The sequence below is a fragment of the Venatorbacter sp. C2-1 genome (assembly GCF_022832715.1).
GTDB classification, from domain to species: Bacteria; Pseudomonadota; Gammaproteobacteria; order Pseudomonadales; family Oceanobacteraceae; genus Venatoribacter; species Venatoribacter alkanivorans.
This window is the reverse complement of record NZ_CP094879.1, coordinates 1,318,850-1,332,841: the sequence shown is the minus strand read 5'-3', so window position 1 is coordinate 1,332,841 and position 13,992 is coordinate 1,318,850. Positions and strand designations below refer to the sequence as shown.

Genomic DNA, 13,992 nt, shown 5'->3' with positions numbered 1-13,992 from the left:
AAAGTTCTGATTCAGGATCGCCATTTATATCGGCGATCCTTGAGTTTTCGGTCTTCATGTAATGCCGTTTACAGTGATAAGCCGCACGCAGTATGGCGACCCACGCTTGGTCTTGCTAACTATTTGTTGTTGATCATATTAACTTTTAATCGAATGATGCAAAGAAGTTCGTGTGATGATTTTGCCATGTATTTAAAGTACCAAGACATACTTAGGCCTACAATTACACAAGCCCATGCCCAAGCTTCAAAGTGAAGCGGCTTAAAAGAACACACAACCCACGCCCAACCAAAAGCAGAACTAGCAGCCACCCACATCATTGCAAACTCAAAATACATTGTGGTCACTTTAGTGCTGATATAGCGATATGCTACTGGTTCATTTTCATATGAAGCTGCTAAATATTTATGCCAGTTTTCTTCAACTTTATACGTACAACCGATCGTATCATCCCACCTTACCTCTACATAAGAGCTTATACCCTCGAAAATCATTCCAAACAATACTGAAAGTCCCGCACCAATACCTAAAAGCTCATACTTATATTCTTTATATATTGGTATGTAATCAGGATGCGTGATAAGTAAAAGCACGATCCAAGGTGAAAGCGCCATAGCTCCCGGTAACAAAATTACAAGTAATGATCTAGTAAGCGTAATGTTCATATAGGTAACGCTCGCATTCGCGACTGGTTTGCAGCGCAGCGGAAAAATCTAAAGCTTGAGTATTTTATTATGGTTTTATTCATATTTAGCCATTTCATTTAGCAATCTTTCTTTTAAGTCTTGTGGATCAACACACCAAAAGATCCACTCTTTGTTCGGAAATACCGCTAATTTCACTTTATCCTGTTCAAATAGAGGCAGCCAATGATCAAGCAATTCCTCTAAGCTGATTTCCGCCGCAGTGTGCCCTGGAAAATTCTCATCAGTGATTTTCTGTGCATACTCGTAATGTGGCCATAATGGGAAATATTCAAAGTCTTCAGGTGCGATTGGGACAAGCCAACCTTCCTCACTTTTGACGCCCCATAGTTGTCGCCAGTCCGCCACCTTACTGATGAAGTGATCGTATCTATCACTGCTATCTAGCGCCAATACAGCTTCATAATGCTTTTCATTCATATTATATGACACTGAGCTCTCCCTGAAACATAATGCTCGCAACACGCGCGAGTCGCTGCGCTTGTTAAGAATTTTCACTGTAAATCTATGTAGATACGATAAATGTTGCCCTTATAGCGCTCACCGTACACCTGATATCCGCCATCACCATGCACAGTGCGGACACAAATTCCTGCACCAGTATGACCTTTTCTAAATTCAAGTTCGGCATAACCGCTCTTGGAAGAGCTTGCGTACATTGAGCCCGGCAGCGAATATGTAAACTTTCGCTCCAGCTCCAGTTGAACAAAATTATTTTCTTTTATCAGAACATTTGGCGTTTTATTAAGATCGGGGATTATTTCTTCGTAGTGGCTAAAATCTACACCAAACCGATATATTTTACCTGTAGGGACATATTTATAAATTCGAGAATCTTCATATTCAACATCTCTCCTCCACTCATGATCTACATACATAGGATCAGTTATCAGAATAGAAGCCGAATCAACAAATATTTCTCCTAGGTGTTCTACTTCAATATCACTCTCAGGAATAACAACATCTTCATCGGAGTCGATATCATAGTATGTGAGCGCTCTGCCGAGATATGTGGCGTTTTCCAATTGTTCTTTGAGACGAGCCACCTCTGCAGTTTTCTGACCCAACAACTTTGTACCACTCTCTCTATCTTTATCAAGGCGTTCGATCTCTTCTTCACGATGCTTAATTCTTTTCGCTAGAATTTCTTCTATATATTCAGGCGTTTTCTTTTCAAACTCTCTCGCCTTGTCTTTCCAAAATAAAAGGTTCTTTTCAACCGTTTTGATCTGTTCATCTTTCTGCGTCAATGAAGCTCTAATATTCTTTATATACGCGGCATATATCCAGCCAGCGACAAATAGGGCAAAACCATTAGTCCCTATTTGCAATAGGCTTAAAGTATCGGCCATAGTTCCCTCACTGGCTGCTTAACAGTGTATTTGTATTCCGCGCATTTATCCTGAGCGACTCTTTCGAGCCCACCGCGTAACTTATTGCCCCTGCTGAGAAATCGTCCATAACTCAAAAATCCTTTCTGTAAGAACGCGCACGCCTGTTAATTCAGGCTCAGAACGCAGCTGTATTAACCAGTCAGCTTGTAAACCCCTATTGTCACTCTGAGGGCAAGCTATTGATTGATTTGGCGTTTAAATTACTAGCCTCTGGCAATATGAGCAAGCACGAATAATCAGCGCGCCTGATTTGCGTATAGCACGAAAATATACTGTATATCGTTCGACCGATTCTTTATATACGGGGCTTCGTGGACGAATCGCTGATACCTGCAACAAAGCCGCCACTCATTGCTGAGCAGCGGCTTTCTTTACAGGCCATTTGGTGGGCAGTGCCCACCCTACATATCAGAGTGAATGTGGGGCTCGTCGCGGATAAGATCCGCCCCCACAATTCGGCGTTTGTTTTATATCCGGCGTTGCGTCTGAATGTATGCGCCTGCGGCCTGCTTAATCGAGCGCTATCGCGGGCATGGCCCGCTCCTACAATTCGGCGTTTGGTTTATATCCGGCGTTGCGGCTGAATTCATGCGCACGAGGCCCGGCGCAGGGCCGATTGTGTGCTCCTGTACAATCGGCATTTCCGCCATCCATGGCGGTCAGGCAGCCCCGCATTAGCTTCAATGTAATCCAAAAGCCAACCCGCGCAGCGGCTACAACTCAGAACACAACGCCTTCCAGCCAAAAAAAAACGACTGCCGGAACAGTCGTCTTATATCCTCTCAGGCGGCAGGCACGACTACGCAGAGCGTAGTAGCGAGCCTGTCAGCACCTTACCGGCACTCAACGCATCGGCGGCATACCACCACCGAACGGACCACCGCCGCCCATTGGGCCGCCTGGTCCACCCATACCGCCCATGGCACGCATCATTTTGCGCATGCCGCCTTTGGCGGTGACTTTCTTCATCATTTTCTGCATCTGTGAGTGCTGTTTCAGTACGCGGTTAACGTCCTGAATCTGGGTGCCGGAACCAGCGGCAATACGCTTTTTACGCGAGCCGTTGATTTTGTCCGGAAAACGGCGCTCTTCACGGGTCATGGAATAGATAATGGATTCCATCTGTTTGAAGGACTTTTCTGCCGCATCGGTCTGCTTGGCCATCTGCCCCATATTGCCCATGCCCGGTAATTTATCGAGCATGGAGGTCAGGCCGCCCATGTTTTTCATCTGCTGAATCTGGTCGAGGAAATCTTCCAAATCAAAGCCTTTACCGGTTTTGATCTTTTTCGCCAGTTTTTCGGCTTTCTGTTTATCGATGGTACGTTCGGCTTCTTCCACCAAAGTGAGGATGTCACCCAGGTCGAGAATACGGGAGGCGACACGATCCGGATGGAAAGGCTCCAGCGCATCGGTTTTCTCGCCCATACCCATAAACTTGATCGGCTTACCGGTAATATGACGCACCGACAGCGCAGCACCACCACGGGCATCACCGTCAGCCTTGGTCAGAATCACACCGGTTAACGGCAGCGCTTCGTTAAAGGCTTTGGCGGTATTGGCAGCATCCTGACCGGTCATGGCGTCAACCACGAACAGGGTCTCCACCGGATTAATACCGGCGTGCAGCGCCTTGATTTCGGCCATCATTTCTTCGTCAACGGCGAGACGACCAGCGGTATCCACCAGCAGCACATCGGCATGGGCACGCTTGGCGGCATCGATAGCACCGCGGGCAATATCCAGCGGTTTCTGATCCGGTGACGACGGATGGAACAAGGCACCGACATCGTTGGCCAGGGTTTCCAGCTGTTTGATCGCTGCCGGACGGTAAACGTCGGCAGAAACCACCATCACCTTTTTCTTTTCGCGCTCAGCCAAAAATTTGGCCAGCTTGCCCACGGTGGTGGTTTTACCGGCACCCTGCAGACCCGCCATCAGCACGATTGCTGGCGGCTGAACCGACAAATTCAGCTTTTCGTTGGCATCGCCCATGACCTTCTGTAATTCGTCATGAACAATTTTCAGGAACACCTGGCCCGGATTCAGGCTCTTAAGCACCTCGGTGCCGATGGCGCGCTCTTTTACCTGTTCGGTAAAGGCTTTTACCACCGGCAACGCCACGTCGGCTTCCAGCAGCGCCATACGCACTTCGCGTACGGTGCTTTTAATATTTTCTTCCGTCAGCTTGGCCTGGCCGGTAATGCTTTTAAGGGCATTCCCCAGGCGGTCGGTAAGGCTCTCAAACATCGCGATGACTCGTACCCAGATACAAAACAGCCGGCAGTATACCCCGGCAAAGCGCAGGCCCCAAACTCCGTACCTGCCGGCACAGACGGATTCTGCCGGATACGGTGACACAGTACTCTTTTACCCGTTTGCGGCATGTGCGAAACTGCCGCCCTCTGAAGAGGATTTTTCATGTCAGGATTAGTATTGGCGCTGCCCGCCGCCGGGTTTTATCTGTTTGCCGCATGGCGCCAGTGGCAGACCGTCAGCGGACAGAAAACCGCCAACCGCATGCCGGTGCTGATGAGCACCATGATCGCTGCCCTGCTGCACCTGGGTTATATAGGCATGGATATGCTGGGACGCGAACACATTAACTTCGCCATGTTCGAAGTCGGCTCACTGATCTGCTGGGTCATCACCCTGCTGCTGCTGTTCTCCGGCTGGAAGAAACCGGTCGACAACCTGTTTATCGGCCTGCTGCCAATGGCCGCCGTGATTCTGCTGCTGGCGGCGGTTTCCGGTCAGCAGATGCCACTTGAGCATCTGAGTTATGGCCTGGCCTGGCATATTCTGCTGTCGATACTGGCCTATTCCGTCTTTACCATCGCCGCGGTGCAGTCGGTGTTGTTGTATCTGCAGGATCTGGCTTTGAAAAAACGCCAGACACGGGGACTGGTACAGGCGCTGCCGCCACTGCAAACCATGGATTTACTGCTGTTTGAAATGGTCTGGCTGGGCATGATCCTGCTGACCGCCGCTTTTGCCATCGGCTGGCCTTATGTGTTCGATCTGAAAGCCCAGCATCTGCTGCATAAAGTGGTGTTCGCCAGCCTCGGCTGGATCGTGTTCGCTATTTTACTGGTTGGCCGCTACCGTTTTGGCTGGCGTGGCGTGATTGCCAGCCGCTGGACCCTGATAGGCACAGGCTTTCTGGTGCTGTCGTATTTCGGCACCAAGTTTGTGCTGGAAATGGTGTTGCAGCGCTGATTCAGCCGCTTTCTGCGCCAGCAAGCCTGCTGGCGCAGTTGACAGCCCAACATCCGCCCCTATGATGGCGGGATCTTAATGTTAAAAGGATCCCGTCTTGAGTGACGTTCCCTTAAGTGTGCTCTTCGGCATACTGGTTCTGTTAATCATCTTATCTGGATTTTTCTCAAGTTCCGAAACCGGCATGATGTCGCTTAACCGTTACCGGTTACGCCATCTGGCCAAAAGTAAGCATAAGGGGGCATTGCGTGCCACCAAACTGCTGGAAAAGCCCGATCGTCTGATTGGTACCATCCTTACCGGTAATAACCTGGTCAACTTTGCCGCCGCCGCTCTGGCAACCATCATCAGCCAGCGCCTGTGGCCGGATAACCCCGATCTCGCCGTCTTTGTTAACACCATCCTGTTTACCCTGGTGGTGCTGATCTTTGCCGAGCTGACGCCAAAAACCCTGGCCGCCATTGCGCCGGAAAAAATTGCCTTTCCTGCCTCGCGCGCATTGCTGGCGATTCAGTGGCTGCTGCAGCCTTTTGTCTGGTTTGTAAACACCATTGCCAACGCCCTGCTGCGTCTGGTTCGGGTGGACGTCAACAACACCACACCGGATAACCTGAGCACCGAAGAGCTGCGCACCATCGTGCGTGAAGCCGGCTCGATGATTCCCAAGCGTCACCAGCATATGCTGATCAGTATTCTTGATCTGGAGAAGATGACGGTAAACGACATCATGGTGCCGCGTACCGAACTGGTGGGCATTGATCTCAACGATGACCTCGACACCGTGCTGCAACAGCTGCGCACCACCCAGCACACCCGTTTGCCGGTGTTTCGTGGTGATATCAACAATGTGGTTGGCATCCTGCACACCCGTAATATCAGCCGCTTTTTAACCTCCGGTGAATTCCTAAAAGAAGATCTGGAAAAAATCTGCCGCGAACCTTACTTCATTCCGGAGAGTACACCGCTGCATACCCAGCTGTTTAACTTTCAGAAGAATAAGCGCCGTATTGCTCTGGTCGTCGATGAATACGGAGATGTGCAGGGTATCTGTACGCTGGAAGATATTCTTGAGGAAATCGTCGGTGAATTTACCACCGATGTGGTCTCCGCCGCCTCTCCGGACGTACATCCGCAAGAAGACGGCAGCTATATCGTCGATGGTGCTGCCTATGTGCGCGATGTGAACAAAGCGCTGAAATGGGATCTGCCGACCGATGGCCCGAAAACCATCAGCGGCCTGATTGTCGAAATTCTCGAGCATATTCCCGATGCGCCGGTCTGCCTGCGCATTGGTTATTACCGCGTAGAAATTCTGCAGATCAAAGACAACACCATCCGCGCCGCCAAGATGACCACCGACCGCAAGATCAAGCTGCCGGATTAAGGCTTGCCAGCAGGCTGACGACTGCACGTCAGCCTGTTTCGTACTTCAGTTATTCCCCCCTCCCGGATACTACCTGCACACAGTGCAAACACTCTGTTGCAAAAAAGCAGTATGTTCATTGCTGCCCGGAATATACGAAACGTATATACTTCGTGTAATTCAACCGGGAGCCTGCTGATGGGTATTGTTAAAATTTCTGACGATCTGCACGAAGAGATCCGTGACGCCAGCGCGTCTATGTCGCGCTCAATTAATGCCCAGGCCGAATTCTGGATCAAAATCGGCATGCTGGCCGAATTCTATCCTGACCTCACTTACCCACAGCTGACACGCAAGCTGCTTAGCAGTAAAGAACTGCCACTGAAGGAGTTACTGCAACATGCTGGTTAAAATCAAAACCGCGGAAGAGCTGGCGCTGATGCGTGAATCAGGACGCTTGCTGGCGCAGGTGTTTGCCATGCTTGATGACTACGTCAAAGCCGGCATCAGCACCATGGATATCAACAACCGGGTCGAAGACTTTATCGTCAATGATCTGCAGGCACGACCGGCCAGCAAGGGGCAGTACGATTTTCCCTATGTGCTGAATCCATCGGTGAATCATGTGGTTTGCCACGGCATGCCCAAAGCCAGCCAGCTGCTGCGCAACGGTGATATTGTCAATCTCGATATCACCCTGGAAAAAAACGGCTTTATTGCCGACTCCAGCAAAATGTACTGCGTCGGCCAGATTACCCCACAAGCCCGGCGTCTGGTGGATACCACCTATCAGGCGATGTGGGCCGGCATTCGTCAGGTACGCCCCGGCGCCCGTCTCGGCGATATAGGCCAGGCCATTCAGCAGGTTGCCGAACGCGCAGGCTTCAGCGTGGTACGCGAATATACCGGCCACGGTATTGGCCGCGAAATGCACGAAGAACCGCAGGTACTGCACTACGGTAAAGCCGGCAGTGGCATGAAGCTGGAGGAAGGTATGACCTTCACCATCGAACCCATGATCAATCAGGGCGATCACCGTTTAAAACATATGAAAGACGGCTGGACGGTCATTACCCGCGACAAAAAACTGTCGGCTCAGTGGGAACACACCATCGCTGTTACGGCGACAGGTTATGAAGTACTTACTCTGCGCGATGAAGAAAAAACCGCAGCGATTTAACCATCGCTGCGAACTGACCCTGATCATGCCAACCCATGGTTTTGCCCTTTATTCACCCGGCGGGCATGCTATATTGCGCCACTGACATCCTTGCCAGTTTTTGGAGCAAACATGCGTCGTATCACCCGTGAAGAGTATCCCATTGACACCCTGCAACGTATTGTCAATGGCGTCACCTTCTTCAAGGACCTGATTCACAGCGACCCGACTCAGTTTGAATTACTGATGAGTGTTACTCAGTTTGTGACCGCCGATCAGGACGAAATCATCCTGCACCACGGCGATGACGCCAACGTGCTGTATTTTTTGCTGAAGGGTCAGCTTGCAGTGTTAGCCGATGATGACAGCGGTGAAGTGATCAACGAAATCAATGCCGGCGAAATGTTCGGCGTGATGGCCATGGTGCTGAACTTCAAACGTTCAGCCTCGATTAAAGTGAATGGCCGTACTGCCTTACTGGCCGGTATTGACTACCAGCACTTCAGCGACCTTGATGATTTCACCCTGTTTACGCTGCGCACCAAAATCAGTTTCTTCCGCATGCTGACCAACAATATCCGCTGGAATCTGGAGCGCAATAAAATGCAGCTGCCCGATCACCCGCTGGTCGGCAAAGTACGCACACTGCCCCTCTATACCGGTGAAAAAAATACACTGGAAGAATTGCACGCCCTGCATCACCAGGCGCATGCCCTGTCCGAACTGCTGTGCGAATGGAATGATGCAATGAATGACGGCGGAGAATGGAAGGAGTACTGATACTCAGCGGTGGTACTCATTAATTTCTGGTAGTGCACAGATTTCCTGCCCGCAACAGTCTGATCCGTGGCTGCACCAGAGTCTGCAGCCACGCCATACCGGACACCACCGGCAATGCCCGGCTAAGGTCTTAATCCTGCGGTAAAAAAGCACTTTGCAGCGTTCTTTTACAGTCCTACAATGCCTGCGCTTTATGACCCATGTCTTTCCCTTCCGGACACTCCGTCCGGGCGACAACGAGGTTACCTGATGCCCGATTTTTTGCCCTACCTGCTGATCGCACTGGCCTTTCTTGGTCTGCTCGCCGTTGTACTTGAAGAAGTTATCCACGTAAACAAAGCTCAGGTTGTACTGTTTTTAGGTGCACTGTCCTGGGTTCTGCTGTTTGTGTTTTCCTCAGACACCCACACCCATGAGCTGGTCCAGGAAGGATTGCAGGAAAATATCGGAGAAATTGCCAGCCTCTGGCTGTTCCTGCTGGCCGCTATGACCTTTGTTGCCTACCTCAACAAAAAAGGGCTGATTGAAAGTCTGATTTATCGTTTCCTGCCCAGGCAGGTATCCGAACGCAAACTGCTGATTATGGCTGGTCTGTTCAGCTTTGTATTTTCGTCGCTGGCCGACAACATTACGGCGACGTTAATTTCTGTTGCATTGATTTTATCGCTGAATTTATCCGCCGCTAAAACCCTGCGCTTTGCCACCGTGGTGGTGTTTGCAGTGAACTCTGGTGGTGTTGCCATGATCACCGGTGACGTTACCACGCTGATGATTTTCCTCGCCGGTAAAGTCAGCATTACCAATCTGCTTTTATTATCACTGCCAGCCCTGACCGCAGTACTGCTACTCGCCGCCATGCTGTCCTGGTCGCTGCGTGATCATGCCATTATTCAGCATAAAGAAAACGATCTGGCGCGGGTCGATCTGGCCATCGCCGCTATTTTTATTCTGACTATTCTTGCCACGATTGCCGGCAATGTCATGTTTGATATTCCGCCCGTACTGAGCTTCCTGACCGGGCTGTCGGTAATGTTTCTGGTAGCCCGGGCTTACGGCGAAGATACTGAAAACCATCCGATCCTTAACTATATCCGCCAGATCGAGTTCGACACTTTGCTGTTCTTCCTCGGTATCCTGTTGATTGTCGGCTCGTTGAAAGAAATCCATGCGCTCGACAGCTTTGTGGCGCTGTACCAGCATATGCCAGCCTGGGCCGCCAATTATCTGATGGGACTGCTGTCTGCCGTGATTGATAACGTTCCGCTGACGGCCGCTCTACTGAAAGCCGATGTAACGATGACGCTGCAGGAATGGATGGCGCTGACCTATGCTGTTGGTGTAGGCGGTTCGTTACTGATTATCGGTTCTGCCGCTGGCATTGTGGCCATGAGCAAAATTGATGAGCTGACTTTTGGCAGCTACCTGAAGTTTTTTATTGCTCTGATTATCGCCTACAGCGTCGGCTATAGCAGTGTGCTGCTGCTTGGCCACTATGTACTGTAAACAGCCATTACAGACTGTATAAAAAATGCCCGGTATTTACCGGGCATTTTTTATTTAATCGGTTTACTGTCAGACATCAGCGATATTGAGCATAACGCAGCCGCAGCGGCTCAATAATATCCTGATGTTGCTCAATCCATTCACGCATCGTCGCTGGTGCATACTCCACCCCCGGCCAGGGCACCGGATACTGAAACGGCTGAAACAGCGGTGCAAATAACGCACAGGCCGTAAGATCGGCACGGGTGAAATGTTCGCCCACCAGAAAATGCGACTGGCTGTAGGCCAGGCGTAAATCGGTTAATACACTTTCCATACGCAGCTGCGCTTTAGCGGCATTATCCGGTGTGATTTTCATCCAGCGACGCATTCCGTTTTCCAGCTTAGGAAAAATTGAACGCAATAACCAACGATAAAAGAACGGTTTACGTGCCCCCAGCAAAGGAATGACCTGAGCTGGTTGTTGCAATAAATGATGGTAACTCCAGAGACGGACATCCGGCCCGGCTTCGGCATCCAGACGACGCTCCCACTCCAGTACCTGAGCACGCAGTTCCGGATTTTTTGGCAGCAGTGGTTTTTGCGGGAAAACCTGATCAAGATAATCCAGAATCGCTGATGAACCATGCACAACCTGTCTGCCGTGTTTCAACACAGGCACCGACGTCTGGCCACTGAGTTTTTGCATCAACGCAATATGACGGCCCGGGACAAGATTAACCGTTTTATAGCGGATACCTTTATAGTCCAGTGCCCAGCGGATTTTTTCGCAGTAGTGAGAAATCGGGAATTGATACAGCGTAATACGCATCACAAAACCTCTTTATATTTTTTATGGGCGGACTTTAACAGGCCTGACGATTTTAAAAAAGCAGCCGGCCATTTTTGGTACTGAAGAACTGTTTTATGACTATGATGATTCAGGAAGGGAAGCAGACAAAACACGGCAGCGCTGTCAGGGCAGCTTAAGCTGCAGTTCCAGTTCTGCGCCGAGGATGGTTTCATTCAGCGGTTTGGCTTTTGCCTCTTCCGACTCATCCAGATGCAGACGACCGGACCAGTTCACGGCAGATTCGCTTGGTTGCTTGCCAAATACATTCGGAAAAGCATCACTGTTACCGTAACTGTAATCATCCCATTCCATATCCGGCAATTTGAGATTAAGCCGCACAGGTTCTTTTGTTTTTTCACCCATGTTGTTGTCATAACCGTCAGAAACGACGGCCTTCTCTGCCGGTGCCTGCGGAGTATTTACTTCGACCTGAACGGAAGCGTCCCCCTGATTAAACAATTGTGCCGGAGTTCTGCTGCCACGCAGAATACGGTTGTCAGTTTCATTCAGAGTGACCAGTACCAAAGTGGCGGCCAGTGTTGCAAATACGATCGGATAACGCATAAAGACTAAAAGCTGCTCCCGCAGATAAATTTCAAAACCGCCCAAAAGCAAGCACACACAACAGGCTGAGCATCAGTAAACCACAGGCGATTCCGGATAACGCTCGGCTGGTGCGCAAAATAGCCTCTAATAACGCTGAAGAACAGCGCCGGATAAGCCATTTGCAAAGCGCACAGCTGACCTTTTAAGATCCTTCAAAGCTTAAAAGATTCCCTGCCAGCGCAGAAACCTGCCCTCTTCCTCACGTCGCTCAGCAGGCGGCTGTGCCGATTCAGCTACATACAGCCCGGTCAGAGCACAAAGTTCTCCGTCGCGCAGCAGGGCTGGCCAGCATTCCCGCAACCAGGGAGGAACGCCGGCCTCCTGCCAGAGATGTTTCAGTGTTTTACGTGGCCTGCCGGCTATTTTCAGCGTCATGCCCTGACAGGTCCCTGCCGGCACTAAGTGGTAGCTCCCAGGCTGCACAAGCACGTCATACCTGCTCTCTGCCGCAGGTGCAGTGACAAGCGCACCTCCGTACCATGGAATGTGGCAGTCGTCCGCAATAACCACGTCACGGGGATCAGCACTGAACGGTGGTATTTCAGCCACCAGATACAACTGCTGCTGATAACGGCGGATGGTTAAATCTCCGAGCTGCAGTCGCGGCTGACGGTCGGGAGCGGCGGCAATCACCTCCTGTTCGATTCGTTGCAGAAATTCAGCGCCCGGCATACCGCCATTCAGACCACAGCGTGTCAGCCAGCCGCGCAACAGATAAGGCCGGTGATGCGCCGGGGCGGACAGTAAAGCCGTAACCGAACAGGAAAACCCTGCGGCAAAAGGCCAGTGGCAGGAACACAGGCAAGCCTCTACCGCTGGCTGCAATAATTCCTCTAACAACTGCTGATCCTGTTGCAGCTGCGCAATAGAGCGCTGCAGTGCGGCGTCTTTTCCCGGCAAACGGGCAAATATCTGCGGCAGCAGCGTTTGTCGCCACCAGTTGCGTTCAAACCTCTCATCACCGTTGGACTCATCGTCAACCCAGCTCAGCTGCTGCGCTGCGGCATAGTCTTCCAGCTGTGCGCGGTGGATGTTTAATAAAGGCCTTAACAGCCAGATGCCAGACCCCGGCTGCAGCTCACGCACGGCAGCCATTGCCGCCAGACCGGTCAGGCCACTGCCGCGCAGTAAACGCATAAAAAAGGTTTCTGCCTGATCATCAGCATGATGAGCCAGCAGCAGCGTATCGCCAGGCTGACAGTGCCGGGCGAAGGCCTGATAACGGGCCTCCCGGGCCGCCTGCTCAATACCGGCGCCATGGTTGCTGACCACCACCCGCTCGCAGACAAAAGGAACCTGTAATTGCGCGCACTGCTGCTCACAGTGAGCCGCCCAGGCATCAGCATTAGCCGATAAACCATGGTGTACGTGCAGCGCCAGCAAACGGTCTTTAAGCGCAGCGTTCTGTGCCAGCAGATGCAGCAACACGGTGGAATCCAGCCCGCCACTGTAGCCAACCAGCAGTCGTCCCTGACTTGCGGACAATGATGCCAGTGCCTGATTCAGGGTGTTCAGCAAAGCTTCGGACATAGCGCTGTTTCAGAAGAATAAAGCAGGGATTGTAGGCAGCCTGCGCAGCCAAGACCAGCGGGTTATGCATTGCGGCAATGTCATCCACTGACTAGGCTTAGCGGATGATGCTGAACACAGGAAAGAGTAATGGCAGATAAAAACGCCGATTGTGAACGATTACTTTGCAATCAATGCGCTGATGCCGCCAATCTGGGTTTTGATTTCACCATGGCTTTTCAGCCCATTGTGAATTGTACGACACAACGCATTTTTGGTTATGAGGCGCTGGTGCGCGGGCTGAATAATGAATCTGCGTACTCAGTCATTTCCCGCGTTAATGACGATAACCGTTATACCTTTGATCAGTTCTGCCGCATCAAGGCCATCGCACTGGCGGCCAGGCTGGGCATTGATTCCATGCTGAGCATCAATTTTTTACCCAATGCGATTTATCAGCCCGAACGCTGTATCCGCACCACTCTGGAAGCCGCCCGGAAATATGGCTTTCCCACCGATAAAATCATGTTCGAATTCACCGAGGTCGAAAAAATCTCAGACAGCGGTCATATAAAACGCATTGTTGAGTATTACCATGATCTGGGTTTCAAAACCGCGACAGATGACTTTGGCTCCGGTTATTCCGGGCTGAATCTGCTGGCAGACTTTCAGACCGATATCATAAAACTGGATATGGAATTAATCCGTAATATTCATCGGAGCAGCGCACGACAGACGATCGTACGTAACTGTCTGGCGATGTTCAGCGAGCTGAATATCACCGCATTAGCAGAAGGAATTGAAACCGCTGAAGAATATGACTGGCTGCGGGATGCCGGTATTGAACTGATGCAGGGCTACCTGTTTGCCAGACCCGGCTTTGAAACCCTGCCTGAGGTCAGTTTTCCCGTTTAGCCAGCCGC

The 13,992-nt window shown here is 51.0% G+C and carries 14 protein-coding genes; 7 read left to right on the top strand and 7 right to left on the bottom strand.

Translation table 11 applies throughout. The features are described 5' to 3' along the window. Positions 1-119 precede the first annotated feature (119 nt). The 4 genes from MT343_RS05995 to ffh all read right to left on the bottom strand — a co-directional run bounded on the left by MT343_RS05995 (position 120) and on the right by ffh (position 4,348). Positions 120-665, bottom strand: coding sequence for a hypothetical protein (locus MT343_RS05995; RefSeq protein ID WP_145469232.1), 546 nt, complete (start codon positions 663-665; stop codon positions 120-122). Between the two features lie 75 nt (positions 666-740). Next, on the bottom strand, positions 741-1,136 hold the full coding sequence (locus MT343_RS05990; RefSeq protein WP_145469231.1) for a DUF2750 domain-containing protein: 396 nt from the start codon (positions 1,134-1,136) through the stop codon (positions 741-743). Positions 1,137-1,198: 62 nt separating this feature from the next. Then, positions 1,199-2,056 (bottom strand): hypothetical protein, encoded by an 858-nt coding sequence (locus MT343_RS05985; protein WP_145469230.1) that lies wholly within the window; start codon positions 2,054-2,056, stop codon positions 1,199-1,201. 885 nt (positions 2,057-2,941) lie between these two features. Further along, complete coding sequence (gene ffh, locus MT343_RS05980) at positions 2,942-4,348, bottom strand: signal recognition particle protein (protein ID WP_145469229.1); 1,407 nt, start codon at positions 4,346-4,348, stop codon at positions 2,942-2,944. Between the two features lie 171 nt (positions 4,349-4,519). Here ffh and MT343_RS05975 point away from each other — a divergent pair, with 171 nt between their 5' ends. From MT343_RS05975 to nhaD, 6 genes are all read left to right on the top strand, one after another. After that, positions 4,520-5,317, top strand: a complete 798-nt coding sequence (locus MT343_RS05975) for a cytochrome C assembly family protein (protein WP_145469228.1) — start codon at positions 4,520-4,522, stop codon at positions 5,315-5,317. Between the two features lie 97 nt (positions 5,318-5,414). Continuing rightward, complete coding sequence (locus MT343_RS05970; protein ID WP_145469227.1) at positions 5,415-6,701, top strand: HlyC/CorC family transporter; 1,287 nt, start codon at positions 5,415-5,417, stop codon at positions 6,699-6,701. A gap of 177 nt (positions 6,702-6,878) precedes the next feature. Next, positions 6,879-7,091 (top strand): ParD-like family protein, encoded by a 213-nt coding sequence (locus tag MT343_RS05965; protein ID WP_145469226.1) that lies wholly within the window; start codon positions 6,879-6,881, stop codon positions 7,089-7,091. After that, positions 7,081-7,860 (top strand): type I methionyl aminopeptidase, encoded by a 780-nt coding sequence (map, locus tag MT343_RS05960; RefSeq protein WP_145469225.1) that lies wholly within the window; start codon positions 7,081-7,083, stop codon positions 7,858-7,860. Before MT343_RS05965 ends, map begins: the two co-directional genes overlap by 11 nt. A 111-nt stretch (positions 7,861-7,971) precedes the next feature. Then, positions 7,972-8,619 carry a cyclic nucleotide-binding domain-containing protein gene (locus tag MT343_RS05955; RefSeq protein ID WP_145469224.1) on the top strand — a complete coding sequence of 216 codons (648 nt, stop codon included), beginning with the start codon at positions 7,972-7,974 and terminating at the stop codon, positions 8,617-8,619. 249 nt (positions 8,620-8,868) lie between these two features. Further along, positions 8,869-10,122, top strand: a complete 1,254-nt coding sequence (nhaD, locus tag MT343_RS05950; RefSeq protein WP_145469223.1) for a sodium:proton antiporter NhaD — start codon at positions 8,869-8,871, stop codon at positions 10,120-10,122. A 76-nt stretch (positions 10,123-10,198) separates the two neighbouring features. Here nhaD and MT343_RS05945 read toward each other — a convergent pair whose 3' ends face one another. The 3 genes from MT343_RS05945 to tilS all read right to left on the bottom strand — a co-directional run bounded on the left by MT343_RS05945 (position 10,199) and on the right by tilS (position 13,090). Next, entirely contained in the window at positions 10,199-10,933 is a 735-nt protein-coding gene (locus MT343_RS05945; RefSeq protein WP_145469222.1) for a glutathione S-transferase family protein, read from the bottom strand. 144 nt (positions 10,934-11,077) lie between these two features. Next, positions 11,078-11,518: a hypothetical protein gene (locus MT343_RS05940; RefSeq protein ID WP_145469221.1), complete on the bottom strand. Its 441-nt coding sequence runs from the start codon at positions 11,516-11,518 to the stop codon at positions 11,078-11,080. Between the two features lie 201 nt (positions 11,519-11,719). After that, positions 11,720-13,090 (bottom strand): tRNA lysidine(34) synthetase TilS, encoded by a 1,371-nt coding sequence (tilS, locus tag MT343_RS05935; protein ID WP_145469220.1) that lies wholly within the window; start codon positions 13,088-13,090, stop codon positions 11,720-11,722. A 129-nt stretch (positions 13,091-13,219) separates the two neighbouring features. Between tilS and MT343_RS05930 the strand changes: the two genes are divergently transcribed. Beyond that, positions 13,220-13,984 (top strand): EAL domain-containing protein, encoded by a 765-nt coding sequence (locus MT343_RS05930; protein ID WP_145469219.1) that lies wholly within the window; start codon positions 13,220-13,222, stop codon positions 13,982-13,984. Positions 13,985-13,992: the final 8 nt, after the last annotated feature.